The organism is Corynebacterium sp. CMW7794 (assembly GCF_001563605.1).
Lineage (GTDB): Bacteria > Actinomycetota > Actinomycetes > Mycobacteriales > Mycobacteriaceae > Corynebacterium > Corynebacterium phoceense.
The window spans coordinates 1-16,415 of sequence record NZ_KQ961773.1; the positions used below are offsets into that span (position 1 = coordinate 1).

The following is a 16,415-nucleotide window of genomic DNA, read 5'->3' on the forward strand; positions in this document are numbered from 1 at the left end:
CGCCCGAAGGGCGGGCACTTCAGCATGCCGTTTTCAGTCTGCCCAGGACAACGGCGCTTGGGCGTGCGGCCCTGGCAGGTTCCCCGGTCCGGTCAATGACGGCACCGTTGCCACACGCCCGTACCGGTACGCAAACTCCTCCGGCGCCACAGGCTCGGGCACCGAAGCATCCGAGCCGGCTATCCGCCGAGTAGAGGTCCGCGATGCCGCACGCAGCCTGCACCGGGGAATCGAAGCCGCGGCGGTCTGCCTACACGAACCCGGACGGTACCCGCACAACACCACATCGCCCGTCCGCGACGGCACTGCTCTAGCCATGACCGGTGGCCAGGCACTGAGCGGGGATCTCCAGCTTCGTCAGCGGATAGATGCACGGCACGTCAGCGCCGAATCCAGCGAGGAATTGCCCTGCGCTCGGCCCCGCCAGCACACGCGTGAGGTCAAGGACCTTGAGGGGACTGGGACGGAGACGCGGGGCGGCATCGGAAAGCTGGATGTAGGCCCAGCCGTCGCGGGTAGGAACGAACCCGGAATCGGCGCCAAAGAGCGACACGACCGCGCCATCGAGGCGCATGGTGTTGACGGCATTGCACGAGGTCATGACGGGAACGAGGAATCCTGTCACGTTGTGCGGTTGCATAGTGGAAGCCTACAAAACGCACGACACGCCCCACCATGACGGTGGGGCGCGACGTTTCCGCTTAGTTACTTCGCGGCAGCGGTAGTGGAACCACCGGCAGCCTCGATCTTCTCCACTGCGGACTTGGAGAACTTGTCAGCGGTGACATTCAGCTTGACGCTGAGCTCACCGTTGCCCAGAACCTTAACCGGCTGGTTCTTGCGAACCAGGCCAGCTGCGACGATGTCAGCCTTCGTGACGTCGCCACCGTTCGGGAACGCCTTGGCCAGGTCGGCAACGTTGACAACCTGGTACTCGACGTGGTTCGGGTTCTTGAAGCCCTTGAGCTTCGGCAGACGCATGTGGATCGGCATCTGGCCACCCTCGAAAGCGGCCGAAACCTGCTTACGAGCCTTGGTGCCCTTGGTACCGCGACCAGCGGTCTTACCCTTGGATGCCTCACCGCGGCCAACGCGGGTCTTCGGCTTGTTAGCGCCCTTGGTCGGGCGCAGGTCGTGGAGCTTGATGATGTCAGCCATGGTTTACTCCCCTGCCACTTCTTCGACGGTGACCAGGTGGCGAACCTTCTGAACCATGCCGCGGATGATCGGGGTGTCCTGCTTAACAACGGACTGACCGATGCGCTTGAGGCCGAGAGCCTCCATGTTCGCGCGGTGGTTCGGCTTGGTGCCCACCAGGCCCTTTACCTGAGTAATCTTCAGAGCCATTGTTTATGCCTCCTGACCTGCGCGCTTGCGCAGCATACGGGCCGGGGTGACCTCTTCGACGGTCTTGCCACGACGGGCAGCGACCTCTTCGGGGCGGACCAGCTGCTTGAGGCCGTCCACGGTAGCGCGGACGACGTTGAGGGCGTTGTCGGAACCCAAGGACTTCGCGAGGATGTCCTGGACACCGGCGCACTCGAGCACCGGGCGGGCAGCGCCGCCAGCGATGACACCAGTACCGGGGGCAGCCGGCTTCATCATGACGATGCCGGCGGCGTCGCGACCCTCAACCGGGTGGGTGATGGTGCCGGCGATCATCGGGACGCGGAAGAAGTTCTTGCGAGCCTCTTCGGAGCCCTTCTGGATGGCGGCCGGAACTTCCTTGGCCTTGCCGTAGCCGACGCCAACCATGCCCTGGCCGTCGCCCACGACCACGAGGGCGGTGAACGACATGTTGCGGCCACCCTTGACGGTCTTGGAGACGCGGTTGATGGTCACAACGCGCTCGATGTACTTGTCGCGCTCAGCATCCTGCTGGTTGCGACGGTCGTTGCGGCGGTCGTTACGACGGCCGCCGTTGTTGCGGTCGTTGTTACGACCGTTGTTCTCGGCGGAGCGTCCGCCGTCACGCTGTTCACGGTCCGACATTAGGCGTTCCTTCCGTTGATGTTTCCGTTTGCGTTGATCATTAGAACTTCAGACCACCTTCACGTGCGGCGTCTGCCAGAGCGGCGACGCGACCGTGGTACTGGTAGCCCGAGCGGTCGAAGACGACCTTCTCGATGCCAGCAGCCTTGGCGCGCTCAGCAACGAGCTCGCCAACCTTAGCGGCCTTGGCCTTCTTGTCGCCCTCGATGGCGCGCACGTCGGCTTCCATGGTGGAAGCAGCAACGAGCGTGTGGCCAGCGAGGTCGTCGATGACCTGCACGTGCATGTGACGCGACGTGCGGTGCACGACCAGGCGCGGTGCCTCAGGGGTGCCGCGCAGGGTCTTACGGATGCGGAAGTGGCGGCGAGCACGGGCTTCACGACGACGCGTGGAAATGTCCTTGCCGACCGGGGTGCGCTTGGAATTCTCAGTGTTTGCCATTGCTTACTTACCCGTCTTTCCGACCTTGCGGCGGATCTGCTCGCCGTCGTAACGAATACCCTTGCCCTTGTAAGGATCGTCCTTACGCAGACGGCGGATGTTCGCGGCGATCTGTCCGACCTGCTGCTTGTCAATACCAGAAACCGACAGCTTGGTAGCGCCGTCGACTGCGAAGGTGATTCCCTCCGGTGCCTTGATGAGGATCGGGTGGGAGTAGCCCAGCGAGAACTCAAGGTCCTTGCCCTTAAGCGCAACACGGTAACCAACGCCGAAGATTTCCAGCTTGATGGTGTAGCCCTCAGTAACGCCAACGACGGCGTTGTTGAGCAGGGAGCGAGTCAGGCCGTGCAGAGCGCGGTGCTTGCGCTCGTCGTCCGGACGGACGGCCTTGAGCTCGCCGTCTTCGACGACAGCGGTGATCGGCTCCGGCATGGCGACGTGCAGCGTGCCCTTGGAGCCCTTGATCTCTACATCCTGGCCGTTGATGTTGATGTCAACGCCGGACGGGACGGTGATTGGTGCGAGACCGATACGAGACATGTGTCAATCCTCCCTTACCAGACGTAGGCGAGAACTTCTCCGCCTACGCCCTTCTCCTGAGCCTCACGGTCGGTGAGCAGACCCTGGGACGTGGAGATGATAGCCACGCCCAGGCCGCCCAGGACCTTCGGCAGATTGGTGGACTTTGCGTACACACGCAGGCCCGGCTTCGACACGCGACGCAGGCCCGACAGGGAGCGCTCACGGTTGTTGTACTTCAGCTCGAGCGAGAGCTCGCGGCCCTCGACGGTGTAATCAACGATGTAGCCTTCCTTCTTCAGGATCTCGGCGATGTTGGCCTTGATCTTGGAGGTCGGCATCGACACGGTGTCGTGGTGCGCGTGGTTTGCGTTGCGCACGCGCGACAGCATGTCGGCGATAGGATCAGTCATGGTCATGGTTAAGTGACCGTTACCTTTCTCGTTGCGGTTCCCGCGTAAGTGCGCATCGCGTTGACGCGACGCCACCCCGCGCCCTCAATAAAAAGGACGTGCGTTGTCCGTGTGATTTCGGGCCACTTATCGCCCCGGACGGTCAATACCGCCGGCGCTCGCTGCCCTTTGATGCATACACGGTCCGCCACGGCGGGGCGGTGGGCCTACAACAAAGTTGAAATGAAATTCTTGAATTTTGGTATCCCATAACGCCGTGAGCTGCGCAAACAGCACCCGGGCATGAGTCCAAGGGTTTACGTTACACGGCGACCTGGGTTTTTCCAAAATTCTCGCTGCTTGTCGGTAGACTGTGGCCATGACTCCCATCGCAACTGTCTCCCGTGCCAATCCAGTGGCCAACCGCTTCGACAACCCACGCATCGGCAACCGCGTCACCGCCGCAGCCGGCGTGGGCGGCGTGTACCACGCCATGGAAAAGGCCATCCCTAACCGCGCGCTCGTGCCGCTGCTGAAGATGAACCAGCACGGCGGCATCGACTGCCCCGGCTGCGCCTGGCCGGAGCCAGCGCAGGGCGATATCAACTTTGTCGAGTTCTGTGAGAACGGCGCGAAGGCCATCGCCCAGGAGACCACGCCCAAGCGCGTTACCCGCGAGTTCTTCGCGAACACCACCGTGCAGCAGATGCGCGAGATGACGGACTACGAGCTCGACCAGCTCGGCCGCCTCACTGAGCCCATGCTCTACGACCGCTCGCGCGGCGACGAGAAGTACCACCCGGTGAGCTGGGACGAGGCCTACGATCTCATCGCGGAGCAGCTCAAGGCGACGGATCCGGACCGCGCCATCTTCTACACCTCTGGCACCGCGGTCAACGAGTCCGCGTTTATCTTTGGCGTGCTGGGCCGCCGCCACGGCTCCAATAACCTGCCAGACTGCGCGAACCTCTGCCACGACTCCACGGGTGTGGCGCTCGCCAAGACCGTGGGCGTGGGCAAGGGCTCCATCGTCATGCAGGACATGTACAACACGGACCTCATCATCTCCGTAGGCCAGAACCCCGGCACGAACCACCCGCGTTCGCTTACTGCGTTTAAGAAGCAGAAGGAGAACGGCGGCAAGTTCATCACCATCAACCCCATGCCGGAAACGGGCCTCATGAAGTTCAAAGAGCCCCAGTCCGTTAAGGGCGCGATTGGCATCGCGGACAAGATCAGCGACGAATACGTGCAGGTCCGCCTCGACGGCGACCGCGCGCTGTTCCAGCAGATCAACCGCGAGGTCATCCGCCGCGACCTGCTTGACCGCAAGTTCCTCGACGAGTTCTGCTCGAATGTCGACGAGACCATCGCGCACCTTAACTCGCTTGACGATGCCACCCTCGAGCGCGGCTCCGGCGTCTCCCAGCGCGAGGTGAAGAAGATCGTCGACTACGTCGAGAAGGCAGAGACCGTCGTCCTCGCGTGGACGCTGGGTGTTACGCAGCACCGCAACGCCGTGGCCACCATCCAGGAGATGATGAACTTCCTGCTGCTCACGGGTAACTACGGCAAGCCGGGCGCCGGCTCCGCCCCGTTCCGTGGCCACTCCAACGTCCAGGGCGACCGCACCATGGGTATCTCTGAGAAGATGCCGGAGTGGTTCCTCGCCAACCTGGAAAAGGAGTTCGGCTTCGACGTCCCCCGCAAGCACGGCGTCTCCTCCACCGGCGCGGGCATGCAGCTGCGTGATAAGAACGTGGATTTTTTCATGTCGCTGGGCGGCAACTACATCCGCGCGATGTCGGACACCACGGCGCTCGAGGACGGCATGACCGCCACTAAGCTCTCGGCCCATATGCTGACGAAGCTCAACGGCACGTGCGCGTGGCCGGGCGAGAAGTCCCTCATCCTGCCGGTACGCTCCCGCACCGACGTGGACATCCAGGCCTCCGGCCCGCAGAAGGTTTCTGTCGAGGCCTCGGACTCCAAGGTCTCCGCGTCCTTCCCTAAGCGCCGCGCCAACCGCGACCTGGACCTCCACTCCGAGGTGCAGATCATCTGCAACGTCGGCGAGCGCACCTTCGGCGACGCCTTCTGGAAGCCCATGATGGACAATTACGACGTCATCCGTGACCACATCGCGAACGTCATCCCTGGCTTCGAAAACTACAACGAGCGCTTGAAGCGCCCCGGCGGCTTCATGCTCCCGCACGCGGCCCGCGAGCGTATCTTCAACACCTCGGACGGCAAGGCGCAGCTCACCATCAACGAGACCGACACTATCGAGCTCGAAGGCGACCAGTTGCTGCTTACCACCGTGCGCAGTCACGACCAGTACAACACCATCTCCTACGGTCTCGATGACCGCTACCGTGGTGTCCGCGGCGGCCGACGCGTTATCTTCATCCGCAAGGAAGACCTCATCCAGCGAGGCCTCAAGGACGGCGACATCGTCGACGTCGTCTCCGAGTACGAGTCCGGCCGACGCGTCGCGCCGAACTTCCGTCTGGTCGAGTACAACATCGCCAAGGATTGCGTGGGCGGCTACTTCCCGGAGCTCAACATCCTGGTTCCGGTCGAGCACTTGGCCAAGGGCTCGGAGACCCCGGTCTCCAAGTCACTCGTGGTCCACCTCGAGCCGACCGGCCAGAACGCCAACAATCTCTAAGCCCGCCACCGCCTGAAAGTCCCGCCCCGAGCGGGACTTTCGCGGTCTTGGGCGGGTCCACGACTACAGTTGAGTTCATGACTGAAGACAAGGATCCCATCCAGACCGCCCACGAATGGCTTGAGGAAGCCGCCACCACGCTCGGTCTTGACCCCAAAGACGCCACCGCGCTCATCCGCGAGCTCCTCGACCTTACGAAGAACGTCGCCCACAACCGCTCGCGCCCGGCCGCGCCGCTCACCGCCTTCGTCGTGGGCCTGGCCAGCAAGGACGTCGGGGAAGCCCGCGCCAATATCGCCAAACTCAACGAGGCCGTGCAGTAGTGGCGGGCCGCGTAACCTCCAACTTCGCGGTGACCAAAGTGCGGCTCAACGAGGACCGCACCGAGGTCATCCAAGTCGACACCCGCGCTGATTCCGTCGCCGGCGAAGAGCCGCTGGAAATCCGCGTCGACGGCCAGACGCTCACCACGACCATGCGCACGCCGGGCCACGATATCGAGCTCGCTCACGGCTTCCTTCACTCCGAAGGACACATTCAGGCCGCCCGCGACATCGAGTCCGCCAAATACTGCGAGGGCGCCACGCGCGACGGCGTCAACACGTACAACCTGCTCGACGTCGAGATGCGCGACGACAACGTCATCTCGCTCAAAGACCTGCGTCTCACGCTCACCAGCTCCTCGTGCGGCGTGTGCGGCACCTCGTCCATCGAGGAGCTCGCCAAGAAAACCCGCTACCCCATCCCCCACATCCCGGTCGACCCGCTCGTCGTCGCACAGCTGCCTGACAAGCTACGCGAGGGACAGAAGCAGTTCCGCAAGACCGGCGGCATCCACGCTGCGGGCGCCTTCACGCTCGACGGCAAACGCGTGGTCATCCGCGAGGACGTGGGCCGCCATAACGCGGCGGACAAGGTCATCGGCCATCTGCTCATGGAAGGCCGCCTGCCCGCGGACGATCTCATCCTCGTCATGAGCTCCCGCGCCAGCTTCGAGCTCGTCCAGAAGGCCGCCATGGCCGGCTTCGGCATGCTCGTCGCTGTCTCCGCAGCGTCCTCGCTCGCCGTGGAGACCGCCCGCGAGACCGGCATGGCCCTCGTCGGCTTCGCGCGCGGCGACCGCTTCAACCTCTACTCCGGGGAGCTGAAGAAATGAGCCTCATCGATTTCCTCGTCGACGTCGAGCTCGACTCGCCACGCCCGGACTACCGCGCCCTGCTCATCGCGGTCCGCGGTGCCCAGGCGCCCACCACCGATGCCGCCACAGAGCCCTCGGCATTCCAGCCCCACGTCGCCGCGTGGCGCGCGGCCTGGCAGAACTTCGGCCTCGACCCCGCGCTCTTCGAGCTCGGCGCCCAGCCTTCCGATGCCCCCTTGGTCACTCTCGGCACCGCGGTCGCCCGCCGCTTCGAGCTGCCAGTCACGGTATTCGCTCTCGACGGCTTCGAGGGCGCTGTGCGCGTCGACGTCGCCACGTCGACCGTCCGCGACGTAGCTGGCACCGCCGCACGTCGCTTCCGGCCGGAGCACCGCCTAGCCCCCACGGCGGAGACGACGGACGCGCTCTTCCTCCTCGAGGCGCTCGATCCACTCACAGACGACGATCTGCGTCTCGCGGGCGACGACATCCTCGACGCTCTACGCGCCGTGAACCCCGACGTCGAGGTCGCGCAGCGCATCCTTCGCACCGAATAGCCCCTAGTAGCTCCTAGTGTGTCTCGCGCACGTCGAGGAAGCCGCGCAACAACGCATTGCGGCGCTGGGTGCCGGCCTCGAAGGTCGCCTCGTCGTTGCCGTAGGCGGCATCGACCTGCGCGTAGACCTCATCGAGGTCCGACATGTCCGGCACACCCGCGACGAGCTCGGTGTCCCACGCGCCCGCGATGTGCTCAATGATGGACTTGATGCCGTCCGGGCCGCCGCCCAGGCGGTTAGACTCGAACGGTCCGGTCGCGGCGTAGCGCAAGCCCAGCGAATTGCGCACGATGGTGTCTAGGTCCTTGGCGTCAATAACACCCTGCTGCACGAGCGAGATGGCCTCCCACATGACCACCTTCTGGATGCGGTTGCCGACAAAGCCCGGGATTTCCTTCTTCAGCGCGCTGGGCTCGAAACCGAGCTCCGCGTAAACCTCCAGCGCCCGGTCGACGGTCTCTGGAGAAGTCGCAGGTCCCGGCACGACCTCGAGGACCGGCATGAGCGCCGGCGGCGTAAACGGATGCCCGATCACGATCCGGTCCGCGGCCGGATTCCCCTCCGCGATCCTCGACGGCAGGATGGCCGAGGTCGAGCTCGCCAAAACCGCCGTTTCCGTAAGCGATGCGAGCCGCGCGAAAATCTCGCGCTTGAACTCGAGCTTCTCTGGGCCCGCCTCCTGGACGAAGTCTACGCCGTGGAGAAGCGTACCGCGCCTCCGAATTCGTCTTTCACCGCGTCTGCGAGTTCTTCGCGCACGTCGGTCATGCGCACCTCCCACCCCGCGTCGACGAAGCGCCGCGCAAACGAGAAGCCAATCAGTCCGCCGCCTACTAACAATGCTGTGCTCATGAGCTCTAGTCTCGGTATGCCTCCGGGCCCTTGTTGAGCCAAGCATAGACGCCGCCGATGAGGAAGCCGCCGCCAATCACGTTGCCGATCCAGACGATGACCCAGTTGGTGAGTACCGCACCAATCGTAAAGTCAGCTGGGAACTCCGCCGCGCCAAAAAAGGTGAGGGTAACCAGGCAGAAGTTGGCAATGACGTGCTCGAGGCCCATGCCCACGAAGGCCGCGATGAGCGGGACGATGACGATGAACTTCGAGACGATCTCCTTGGCGAAAATGCCGCCCACGATCGACATGTTGACCACGAAGTTAGCAAGCATACCCTCGACGAGAAGGCCGCCTGGGTCCTTAGCAAGCTTGCCCTCCGTCAGCGTCACGATGAGGTGGTCGACAGGCATCGCACCGAGCTTGGCTGACAGGCCCATGCCCGCGGCGAAGATGATGCAGCCGACGAGGTTGAAGAAGGTGGTGACGACGATGAGCCAGAAGGCCTTGCCCCACGAGACCTGCTTATTCGCCGCGCCATAGATCATAAACATCATGTTGCCCGTCGCGAGATCCGCGCCGAGGATGATAATCGCGAACAGACCGAGGCCGAAAAGCCCGGCGAAGGCGACGGCGCCGAGGCCTGGGAAGTTGCCCTCCACCGCCTGCCCTACGACGCCGGCGAACGCAGTGCCGATAGTGAGGTACACGCCGGCGAGGATCGCGCGGACGCTAAAGCGCGCCGGCGACTCGGCGAGAAGTGTGGTTTTCTTCGTGACCGCGGCGGCCACAGAGTCATTGAGAGACATGCTCGTGTTAGTCCTTGCAGAGTTAAATGAGATGGACCCATATACTCTACCCCCAGACATGGCAAAACCCCAGCCTACAGTGCCGGAAAGGGGGCATCGGAAAGCTGGGGCGGGTAAGCGAAGCTTACTTGAACGGGAAGCCGAGCTCCTTGAGCAGGCGGCGGCCTTCCTCGTCCGTGGTGGCGGTGGTGACAACCGTGATGTCCATGCCGCGCGGGCGGTCGATGGAGTCGATGTCGATCTCGTAGAACATGGACTGCTCGGAGAGACCGAAGGTGTAGTTGCCACGGCCGTCGAACTGACGGTCAGACAGACCACGGAAGTCGCGAATACGCGGCAGCGCGATGGTCAGCAGGCGGTCCAAGAACTCCCACATGCGGTCGCCACGAAGGGTGACGCGGGCGCCGATGGGCATGCCTTCACGCAGCTTGAAGTTTGCGATGGACTTGCGTGCGCGGCGAACCTGCGGCTTCTGACCGGTGATCTTGGTCAGGTCATCGAGAGCGCCGTTGATCAGCTTGGAGTCGCGAGCAGCGTCGCCGACACCCATGTTGACGACGACCTTGACGACGCCCGGGATCTGCATGACGTTGTCGTACTTGAACTCCTCGTTGAGGGTGTTCTTGATTTCCTCGCGGTAGCGAGTCTTCAGACGCGGGGTGTAGTTCTCGCTCATGATTAGATGTCCTTCCCGTTGCTACGCGCGATACGGACCTTCTTGCCGTTCTCGTCGAAGCGGTAACCGACACGGGTCGGGTTACCCTCCGAGTCAACGATGGCAACGTTGGACACGTGGATCGGAGCTTCCTGCGTGACGACGCCGCCGGACTGTGCGCCGCGCTCGTCGGCAGAGTTGGCAACGTGCTTCTTGATGCGGTTGACGCCCTCAACGAGGACGCGCTCGCGGGCCGGGTAGGCCTCGATGACCTTGCCCTGAGCGCCCTTATCCGGACCGGAAATAACGACAACCATGTCGCCCTTATGGATCTTCATAAGTTAGATCACCTCCGGTGCGAGAGAAACGATCTTCATGAACTTCTTGTCGCGCAGCTCACGAGCAACCGGGCCAAAGATGCGGGTACCGCGGGGCTCGGAGTCGTTCTTGAGCAGAACGGCAGCGTTCTCGTCGAAGCGGATGTAGGAGCCGTCCGGACGACGGGTCTCCTTCTTTGCACGGACGATGACGGCCTTGACGACCTCACCCTCCTTGACGTTGCCACCGGGGGCAGCGTCCTTGACAGTCGCGACGATAACGTCGCCGATGCCAGCGAAGCGTCGGACAGAGCCGCCGAGAACGCGGATGCACAGAATCTCTCGTGCACCAGAGTTGTCGGCGACGCGCAGACGCGATTCTTGCTGAATCACTATGGGTCTCCTTGACCTGGATTAATGTGCGCCAAGATTTCCGTCCTTGACACACGCGGTCTACGTACATGCGGCTTGCGACTCTACAACGAACCTGCGCGGCGGGGCCGTGCTGTCGAGGGGTCTCGGGGCTGGCGGTTCGGAAATCAACCGCCGGTACCGACCGGCCACAAGCAACCTGAATATTCAACCATATCCACCCCACCTGGGCCAAATCCCCCGTTTATGTGTGCGAGCTGCAACAATGGAGCGCGTGACTGACACATCTCTTTCCGGTCTAGACCGGCTGCGCGCCGCCCTCGCGGCCTCGCCCCTGCCCGGCGCCGCGCCGTTGCTCCATCAGGTCGATGACTATATCGCGCCGCGCCTGGCTAACCTCGACGCTCCGCTGCTCGCCGTCGTGGGCGGCTCCACCGGCTCCGGCAAGTCCACGCTGGTCAACGGTGTGCTCCACGAAGAGGTAACGACGTCGGGCGTCATTCGACCGACGACGCGGCAGCCCTCGCTTATCGCGCATCCTTCGGACGCGGAGTACTTCGGCGCGTCGCACGTCCTGCCTGGGCTTGCGCGCGAGCACGGCGGGGCGAACCCACAGGCGACGACGTTGCGCATCGTGTCCACCGAGGCCGTGCCCGCGGGCCTCGCACTCATCGACGCGCCGGACTTCGACTCCATCGACGACACGAACCGCGCCCTCGCCTCGCAGCTCCTCGCCGCCGCGGACTTGTGGATCTTCGTGACGACGCCGGCGCGCTACGCCGATCACCTCGTGTGGCAGTTCCTCGAGGACGCCGCCGCCCGCGACATCAAGGTCGTCGTGGTCCTCAACCGCGTCGACGAGGACGCGCTCACCACCGTCCCCGCGGACCTGCAGCGTATGCTCGCCGAGCACAACCTCGGCGCCGAGTTCTTCGTCGTGCCGGACCAAGGCCCTCTCGAGGGCTTGCTGCCGGCCGCGCGCACGGCTGACCTGCGCGCATATCTCGAACGCTTGGCTGCCGATACCGCCGCGCGCCGCCAGCTGGCCGCCCGCACCGTCGCAGGCGCCCTGGCCAAGGTCGCAGCAGGCACAGAGACGCTCGCCGCGGAGCAGCAGTCTCGCACGGACTTCGCCGCGCTCATCGACGAGGTCGTCGCCGGGCACTACGCCGACGCCCGCGCCCACGTCGAGGAAGCCACCCGCGACGGCAACCTCTTGCGCACCGAGGTCCTCGCCCGCTGGCAGGACTTCGTGGGTACCTCGGATACTTTCCGCGCGGTCGACCGCTGGTTCTCTGCGGCCCGCGACCGAATCGGTTCCTTCTTCACCGGCAAGCCCGCGCCTGTGCGCGAGGTCGAGACCGAAATCGAAGCCGGCCTCCACGCCGTCATCGTCGACGGCGCCGAGACCGCCGCAGCCCGCGCGTGGACGTACCTCGGGTCCTCTGCGCCCGAGCTGCGCGCCGCCGCGTCCCCAGAGCTCGCCCACGCCAGCGCCGATATTTCCGTGCGCGCCGCCCTCCTCGTGCGCGAATGGCAGGCCGAGCTCGTCGCCGACATCGAAGAAAACGCCGCGGGCAAGCGCATGACCGCGCGTCTCGCCTCGCTGGGCGTCAACGCCGTGACCGTCGCGCTCATGGTCGTCGTCTTCGCCTCGACTGCGGGACTGACCGGCGGCGAGATCGCCATCGCTGGCGGCTCCGCCGTCGTGGGCCAGAAGCTGCTTGAGACCATCTTCGGCGAGGACACCGTGCGTCGCATGGCCAAAGCCGCCCGCAAACGCCTCGACGAGCGCGTCCGTGCGCTCATGGATTCCGAGAGCGAGCGCTACGACGCCGTGACCGCGCCGCTCGCGGAAGGCCCCTCCGCAGACGAGCTACGCGCGGCCGCCACCGCCGCCACCGAGGAGGTCCGCGATGTTTAACCGTTCCCACTCGCTGTCCGAGCGCCTCGACGCCCTCGACCGCGCCGCCGAGTCCGGCGGCGAGTTCTTCACTCCCGAGCAGCACGCCGCCATCACCCGCGTCCGCGAGTCCGCCGCCGCCCGGCGCGCGCTGTCCGCCGAGCACACGGTGGTCGGCTTCTTTGGCGCCACCGGCTCCGGCAAGACCTCGCTGTTTAACGCCGTGGTCGGCGAGGATCTCGGTGCCTCCTCGCCGCGCCGCCCCACCACGTCCGCGCCGCTCGCCGCCGTGTGGCACCCCGAGGGCTCCTCCGCGCTGCTCGATTGGCTCGACGTCGAAGACCGTCGCAACCGGCCCGGCGACTTCGCTCCCAAGGCCGGCCCACTCATCCTCCTCGACCTGCCGGACTTCGACTCCGTCGAAGCCTCCAACCGTGCGATCGCCACGCGCCTCGCGGGCCAGGTCGACGTCCTCGTCTGGGTCACGGACCCCGAAAAATACGCGGATAACATCATCCACGACGACTTTATCCGCCCGCACGCCTCGCACTCGGCGGTTACCCTCGCGGTCCTCAACAAGGCGGACAAGCTTGCCGATGCCGACGTCCCCACCGTCGCCGACTCCCTCACCGAGCTCCTGCGCGAGGACGGCCTCACCAAGGTCAAGGTCGTGCCCACCTCCGCGAAGACTGGCCTTGGCGTCGACGACCTGCGCACAGCCATCGCCAAGGTCGCCGCGGCCCACAACGCGCAGACCGTCCGCATCGAGGCCGACCTCGACACGGTCACCGCCGCGTGGGCCGACGAACGCGCACCCAAGGACGTGCCCGCGAAAGCCAAGAAGGAACTCGACGAATACCTCGCCACCGCCGCTGGCGCCGAGCGCCTCGCCGCTGCGACGGCCGCCGCCTACCGCAAGCGCCTGGGCCAGACCACCGGATGGCTGCTCACCTCGTGGGTGCTGCGCCTGCGCGCCGACCCGCTGCGCCGCCTCGGCCTGCGCGAGGCCTCGGACGACACGGGCGTGCACCGCACCTCCCTGCCGCCGCTCGACGCCGCCGGGCGGGCTCAGGCCAACAAGGGCCTGCGCGCCTACGCCGCGGCCGCCGCGGACGGCCTCTCCCCCGCCTGGGCCAATGCCGTCGCCGACCGCGCGGAGTCCATCACCGATAAGCTTCCCGATGCCCTCGACCGCGCCGCCGCCCGCACCCGCCTGCCCGCACAGCCCTCGAAGCCTTGGGACATCCTCACCTTCATCCAGTGGCTCGCACTCCTCGCTGCCCTCGTGGGCGTGCTGTGGTACCTCGCCGCGGCCTTCATCCCTGGCGCACTCACGCCGCTCCTCGGCGCAGACCTCACCCCGGAAATCGAGGGCTGGCCGTACCCCACACTGCTCATTCTGGGCGGCCTCCTCCTAGGCATCGTGTTGGGACTCATCTCGGCAGCCTTCGGCGGCGTCATCGGCGCCGGAGTCAAGGCCCGCACCCGGCGCGCCCTGCGCAAGGAAATCGCCGCAACCTCGCAGGAGCTCATCGTCGAACCGCTCACTGAACTGCGCTCGCGCTACGCCGCATTCCTCGACGACATCCACGCCGCCGCGCGCTAAACCCCCACACGACAACGAAGGGTCCAAAACTACCGGATTTCGGTTCCTTGATTGTCGCGAAAAACAGCAACGCCGCCCAGCGCATGCTGGACGGCGAGGAAGCTAGCCTGGGTTAGGCGGGGGCATCGGCAGGCTCGGGTTTCGGGTCAACCGTAGCGAGCGGGTCACCGAAGTCGATGGTCTCGCCCGCCCTGTAGGCAGGGAGCACCGGGCCGGTCTTCTTCGAGTTGGACACGACGACCGGAGTGGTCACCGGGTAGCCGGCGGCCTTGATGGCCTCGATGTCGAACTCGCACAGGACGTCGCCGGCCTTGACCTCGTCGCCCTTCTCCACGTGCGGGGTGAAGTGCTCGCCCTTGAGGTTCACGGTGTCGAAACCGATGTGCATGAGGATGTCCACGTTCTTGCCCGCGGCGTCCTTGCCGCGCACGGCGTAGGCGTGGCCAGAGGGGAACGTGACGGTCACCTTGCCGTCGATGGGCGCGACGAGCGTGCCCACGGTCGGCTCCACGGCGGCACCGGCGCCGAGCTTGCCCGCGGCAAACATCGGGTCAGACACGGAAGACAGCGCGATGGCTGTGCCGGACAGCGGCGAGGCGATGCGGAAAGCGTTCGGATCGGCGACAGCCGACGGGGCGGCACCGTCGGCGGCAGCGGCCGGGACGTCGGTCGCGTCAGGATCAATGGTGCCATTGCGGGAGATAAGCACGCGGCCATACGCAAAGGTTGCGCCAAAGGACACCACGAGGGAAAGCACGCAGCACAGCAGGAACTGGCCGTAGTCCTCCGGACGGATGGACACGACGCCGATGAAGCCTGCGGCACCGAGCGCGGTGGCCTTGACGTCGAGGATGGCGATCATCATGGAGGCAATAGCGGAAGCCCCCATGCCGATGTAGAACGGCCAGCGCAGGCGCAGGTTCACACCGAAGATAGCGGGCTCCGTAATACCGAAGAGCGCGGAGATACCCGACGCGCCGGCCAGGCCCTTCATCTTGTCAGACTTGGTCAGGAAGTAGATGGCCAGCGCCGCGCCACCCATGGCGATATTGGCCATGGACGCCGTCGGGAAGACGAAGGAACCGCCCTCGTTCCACAGCATCGTCTCGATCGGCGGGAAGGACTGGTGCAAACCCGTGATCACGATCGGCGAGTAGACGAGGCCGAAGAGGAAGCCGGCCACAGGACCCGCGAACTCGTAGAGGTTCGCCAAGCCCAGGCCCAGCCAGTCGCCCGCGGTACGCAGGAATGGGCCGATGAGCACAAACGTGATGAAGCCCGTGACCAACAGCGTGAGCAGCGGGGTGAGCATGAAGTCCACGGTGCCCTTGAGGCGCTTGTGGAGCCACTTCTCGATGGTCGCGAGGATCCAGGAAATAACGAGCGTCGGGAGAATGGAACCCTGGTAGCCGGCCTGCGCGACGTCGAGGCCGAAGATGTGCCAGTACGGCATCTCGCCGGCCTCGATGGTCGCAGCCACGTTGTAACCGTTGACGAGGTCCGGCATAACCATGGCCATCGCCATACCCGCGCCGAGGAACTCGTTGCCGCCAAAGCGCTTCGTTGCGGTAAAGCCCACGAGAACGGGCAGGAACGCGAACGGCGCGGAGGCCAGCAGGTTAATAAGGCCGGCAACATCTGCGAGCGCCGGGTACATCTCGATGACGGACTGATCGCCGAACAAACCTGCCTGGGACAGGACGTTGTTCAGGGCCATCAACAGACCGCCACCAAGCAGGATCGGGATGAGCGGCACGAAGATATCGGCCAGCACCTTCACGGCACGCGAGAAGCGGTTGCCCGAGTCCGCCGCGATGTCCTTGAGGTTATCCGTCGACACGGCGATGTCCTTGGACGTCGCCTTGTTGATTTCGTCGAACACGACGTTGACGTCGCCCGGTCCGACGATGACCTGGAACATGCCACCAGCCTCGAAAATGCCCTTGAGGTCAGGGTCGTTGTCGAGGGCTTGCTTGTCGATTTTCTTCTCGTCTTTGATGACGGTGCGCAGGCGGGTGGCGCAGTGCGCCATCGCCACGATATTGTCCTCGCCGCCCAGCGCGGTGAGGATGCGCGCGGCTACTTCTTTATGGTCCATGGAGCTTCCTTACTTCTTGACCATGTCTAATGTGAGACAAAGCAAAAGCTTTCTTCTCTATTAGACCTGACACTCCGGGCATAAATCCAACTACTCGGGCGTGAGATTGA

The 16,415-nt window shown here is 64.8% G+C and carries 20 protein-coding genes; 6 read left to right on the forward strand and 14 right to left on the reverse strand.

The genetic code is table 11. The annotated features are described in order from the left end of the window. Positions 1-310: 310 nt before the first annotated feature. The 7 genes from HMPREF3227_RS10815 to rpsH all read right to left on the reverse strand — a co-directional run bounded on the left by HMPREF3227_RS10815 (position 311) and on the right by rpsH (position 3,372). The gene (locus HMPREF3227_RS10815) at positions 311-640 is read right to left on the reverse strand and encodes a CoA transferase (protein ID WP_066488974.1); all 330 of its coding nucleotides are present in this window, start codon (positions 638-640) and stop codon (positions 311-313) included. Positions 641-705: 65 nt separating this feature from the next. Next, positions 706-1,158, reverse strand: a complete 453-nt coding sequence (gene rplO, locus HMPREF3227_RS10820; RefSeq protein ID WP_066488981.1) for a 50S ribosomal protein L15 — start codon at positions 1,156-1,158, stop codon at positions 706-708. A gap of 3 nt (positions 1,159-1,161) precedes the next feature. Beyond that, positions 1,162-1,347: a 50S ribosomal protein L30 gene (rpmD, locus tag HMPREF3227_RS10825; protein WP_066488994.1), complete on the reverse strand. Its 186-nt coding sequence runs from the start codon at positions 1,345-1,347 to the stop codon at positions 1,162-1,164. A gap of 3 nt (positions 1,348-1,350) precedes the next feature. Continuing rightward, the gene (rpsE, locus tag HMPREF3227_RS10830) at positions 1,351-1,992 is read right to left on the reverse strand and encodes a 30S ribosomal protein S5 (protein WP_066488996.1); all 642 of its coding nucleotides are present in this window, start codon (positions 1,990-1,992) and stop codon (positions 1,351-1,353) included. A gap of 40 nt (positions 1,993-2,032) precedes the next feature. Then, positions 2,033-2,434 carry a 50S ribosomal protein L18 gene (gene rplR / locus HMPREF3227_RS10835; protein WP_066488998.1) on the reverse strand — a complete coding sequence of 134 codons (402 nt, stop codon included), beginning with the start codon at positions 2,432-2,434 and terminating at the stop codon, positions 2,033-2,035. 3 nt (positions 2,435-2,437) lie between these two features. Further along, positions 2,438-2,974 (reverse strand): 50S ribosomal protein L6, encoded by a 537-nt coding sequence (gene rplF, locus HMPREF3227_RS10840; RefSeq protein WP_066489003.1) that lies wholly within the window; start codon positions 2,972-2,974, stop codon positions 2,438-2,440. A gap of 14 nt (positions 2,975-2,988) precedes the next feature. After that, on the reverse strand, positions 2,989-3,372 hold the full coding sequence (gene rpsH, locus HMPREF3227_RS10845; protein WP_066489007.1) for a 30S ribosomal protein S8: 384 nt from the start codon (positions 3,370-3,372) through the stop codon (positions 2,989-2,991). 352 nt (positions 3,373-3,724) lie between these two features. On the opposite strand from rpsH, the gene HMPREF3227_RS10850 reads away from it, so the two are divergent. The 4 genes from HMPREF3227_RS10850 (at position 3,725) to HMPREF3227_RS10865 (ending at position 7,711) form a co-directional block, all read left to right on the forward strand. Next, positions 3,725-6,016, forward strand: coding sequence for an FdhF/YdeP family oxidoreductase (locus HMPREF3227_RS10850; protein WP_066513053.1), 2,292 nt, complete (start codon positions 3,725-3,727; stop codon positions 6,014-6,016). 77 nt (positions 6,017-6,093) lie between these two features. Beyond that, positions 6,094-6,339, forward strand: a complete 246-nt coding sequence (locus HMPREF3227_RS10855; protein WP_066513056.1) for a DUF6457 domain-containing protein — start codon at positions 6,094-6,096, stop codon at positions 6,337-6,339. Further along, a complete protein-coding gene (gene fdhD / locus HMPREF3227_RS10860; RefSeq protein ID WP_066513058.1) occupies positions 6,339-7,172 on the forward strand; it encodes a formate dehydrogenase accessory sulfurtransferase FdhD in 834 nt (277 codons plus the stop codon). Before HMPREF3227_RS10855 ends, fdhD begins: the two co-directional genes overlap by 1 nt. Further along, on the forward strand, positions 7,169-7,711 hold the full coding sequence (locus HMPREF3227_RS10865) for a hypothetical protein (RefSeq protein ID WP_066513059.1): 543 nt from the start codon (positions 7,169-7,171) through the stop codon (positions 7,709-7,711). Before fdhD ends, HMPREF3227_RS10865 begins: the two co-directional genes overlap by 4 nt. Before the next feature lie 13 nt (positions 7,712-7,724). Here the strand turns inward: HMPREF3227_RS10865 and HMPREF3227_RS10870 are convergent, their stop codons facing one another. The 6 genes from HMPREF3227_RS10870 to rplN form a co-directional block, all read right to left on the reverse strand. Further along, complete coding sequence (locus tag HMPREF3227_RS10870; RefSeq protein ID WP_231732357.1) at positions 7,725-8,435, reverse strand: 3-hydroxyacyl-CoA dehydrogenase NAD-binding domain-containing protein; 711 nt, start codon at positions 8,433-8,435, stop codon at positions 7,725-7,727. After that, the gene (locus tag HMPREF3227_RS13815; protein WP_230383983.1) at positions 8,402-8,563 is read right to left on the reverse strand and encodes a 3-hydroxyacyl-CoA dehydrogenase NAD-binding domain-containing protein; all 162 of its coding nucleotides are present in this window, start codon (positions 8,561-8,563) and stop codon (positions 8,402-8,404) included. Before HMPREF3227_RS13815 ends, HMPREF3227_RS10870 begins: the two co-directional genes overlap by 34 nt. Positions 8,564-8,568: 5 nt before the next feature. Then, complete coding sequence (locus tag HMPREF3227_RS10875; protein ID WP_066513062.1) at positions 8,569-9,354, reverse strand: formate/nitrite transporter family protein; 786 nt, start codon at positions 9,352-9,354, stop codon at positions 8,569-8,571. 124 nt (positions 9,355-9,478) lie between these two features. Further along, positions 9,479-10,030 carry a 50S ribosomal protein L5 gene (gene rplE, locus HMPREF3227_RS10880; RefSeq protein WP_066489028.1) on the reverse strand — a complete coding sequence of 184 codons (552 nt, stop codon included), beginning with the start codon at positions 10,028-10,030 and terminating at the stop codon, positions 9,479-9,481. Positions 10,031-10,032: 2 nt separating this feature from the next. Continuing rightward, positions 10,033-10,347, reverse strand: a complete 315-nt coding sequence (gene rplX / locus HMPREF3227_RS10885) for a 50S ribosomal protein L24 (RefSeq protein WP_066489030.1) — start codon at positions 10,345-10,347, stop codon at positions 10,033-10,035. A gap of 3 nt (positions 10,348-10,350) precedes the next feature. Beyond that, positions 10,351-10,719 carry a 50S ribosomal protein L14 gene (gene rplN / locus HMPREF3227_RS10890; RefSeq protein ID WP_066489032.1) on the reverse strand — a complete coding sequence of 123 codons (369 nt, stop codon included), beginning with the start codon at positions 10,717-10,719 and terminating at the stop codon, positions 10,351-10,353. A 253-nt stretch (positions 10,720-10,972) separates the two neighbouring features. On the opposite strand from rplN, the gene HMPREF3227_RS10895 reads away from it, so the two are divergent. Both HMPREF3227_RS10895 and HMPREF3227_RS10900 read left to right on the forward strand, forming a co-directional pair. Then, positions 10,973-12,622 carry an SMC family protein gene (locus HMPREF3227_RS10895; RefSeq protein ID WP_156452994.1) on the forward strand — a complete coding sequence of 550 codons (1,650 nt, stop codon included), beginning with the start codon at positions 10,973-10,975 and terminating at the stop codon, positions 12,620-12,622. Further along, a complete protein-coding gene (locus HMPREF3227_RS10900; RefSeq protein ID WP_066513066.1) occupies positions 12,615-14,207 on the forward strand; it encodes a GTPase in 1,593 nt (530 codons plus the stop codon). Before HMPREF3227_RS10895 ends, HMPREF3227_RS10900 begins: the two co-directional genes overlap by 8 nt. A 112-nt stretch (positions 14,208-14,319) precedes the next feature. Here HMPREF3227_RS10900 and HMPREF3227_RS10905 read toward each other — a convergent pair whose 3' ends face one another. Next, on the reverse strand, positions 14,320-16,305 hold the full coding sequence (locus tag HMPREF3227_RS10905) for a sucrose-specific PTS transporter subunit IIBC (RefSeq protein WP_066489041.1): 1,986 nt from the start codon (positions 16,303-16,305) through the stop codon (positions 14,320-14,322). Between the last annotated feature and the right edge of the window lie 110 nt (positions 16,306-16,415).

Coding starts and splice junctions, on each gene's coding strand:
- HMPREF3227_RS13815 (WP_230383983.1), bottom strand. CDS start 8,563: ATGAGCACAGCATTGTTAGTAGGCGGCGGACTGATTGGCTTCTCGTTT.
- rpsH (WP_066489007.1), bottom strand. CDS start 3,372: ATGACCATGACTGATCCTATCGCCGACATGCTGTCGCGCGTGCGCAAC.
- HMPREF3227_RS10850 (WP_066513053.1), top strand. CDS start 3,725: ATGACTCCCATCGCAACTGTCTCCCGTGCCAATCCAGTGGCCAACCGC.
- rpmD (WP_066488994.1), bottom strand. CDS start 1,347: ATGGCTCTGAAGATTACTCAGGTAAAGGGCCTGGTGGGCACCAAGCCG.
- rpsE (WP_066488996.1), bottom strand. CDS start 1,992: ATGTCGGACCGTGAACAGCGTGACGGCGGACGCTCCGCCGAGAACAAC.
- rplE (WP_066489028.1), bottom strand. CDS start 10,030: ATGAGCGAGAACTACACCCCGCGTCTGAAGACTCGCTACCGCGAGGAA.
- HMPREF3227_RS10815 (WP_066488974.1), bottom strand. CDS start 640: ATGCAACCGCACAACGTGACAGGATTCCTCGTTCCCGTCATGACCTCG.
- HMPREF3227_RS10855 (WP_066513056.1), top strand. CDS start 6,094: ATGACTGAAGACAAGGATCCCATCCAGACCGCCCACGAATGGCTTGAG.
- rplF (WP_066489003.1), bottom strand. CDS start 2,974: ATGTCTCGTATCGGTCTCGCACCAATCACCGTCCCGTCCGGCGTTGAC.
- rplO (WP_066488981.1), bottom strand. CDS start 1,158: ATGGCTGACATCATCAAGCTCCACGACCTGCGCCCGACCAAGGGCGCT.
- HMPREF3227_RS10905 (WP_066489041.1), bottom strand. CDS start 16,305: ATGGACCATAAAGAAGTAGCCGCGCGCATCCTCACCGCGCTGGGCGGC.
- HMPREF3227_RS10900 (WP_066513066.1), top strand. CDS start 12,615: ATGTTTAACCGTTCCCACTCGCTGTCCGAGCGCCTCGACGCCCTCGAC.
- HMPREF3227_RS10875 (WP_066513062.1), bottom strand. CDS start 9,354: ATGTCTCTCAATGACTCTGTGGCCGCCGCGGTCACGAAGAAAACCACA.
- rplR (WP_066488998.1), bottom strand. CDS start 2,434: ATGGCAAACACTGAGAATTCCAAGCGCACCCCGGTCGGCAAGGACATT.
- rplX (WP_066489030.1), bottom strand. CDS start 10,347: ATGAAGATCCATAAGGGCGACATGGTTGTCGTTATTTCCGGTCCGGAT.
- HMPREF3227_RS10865 (WP_066513059.1), top strand. CDS start 7,169: ATGAGCCTCATCGATTTCCTCGTCGACGTCGAGCTCGACTCGCCACGC.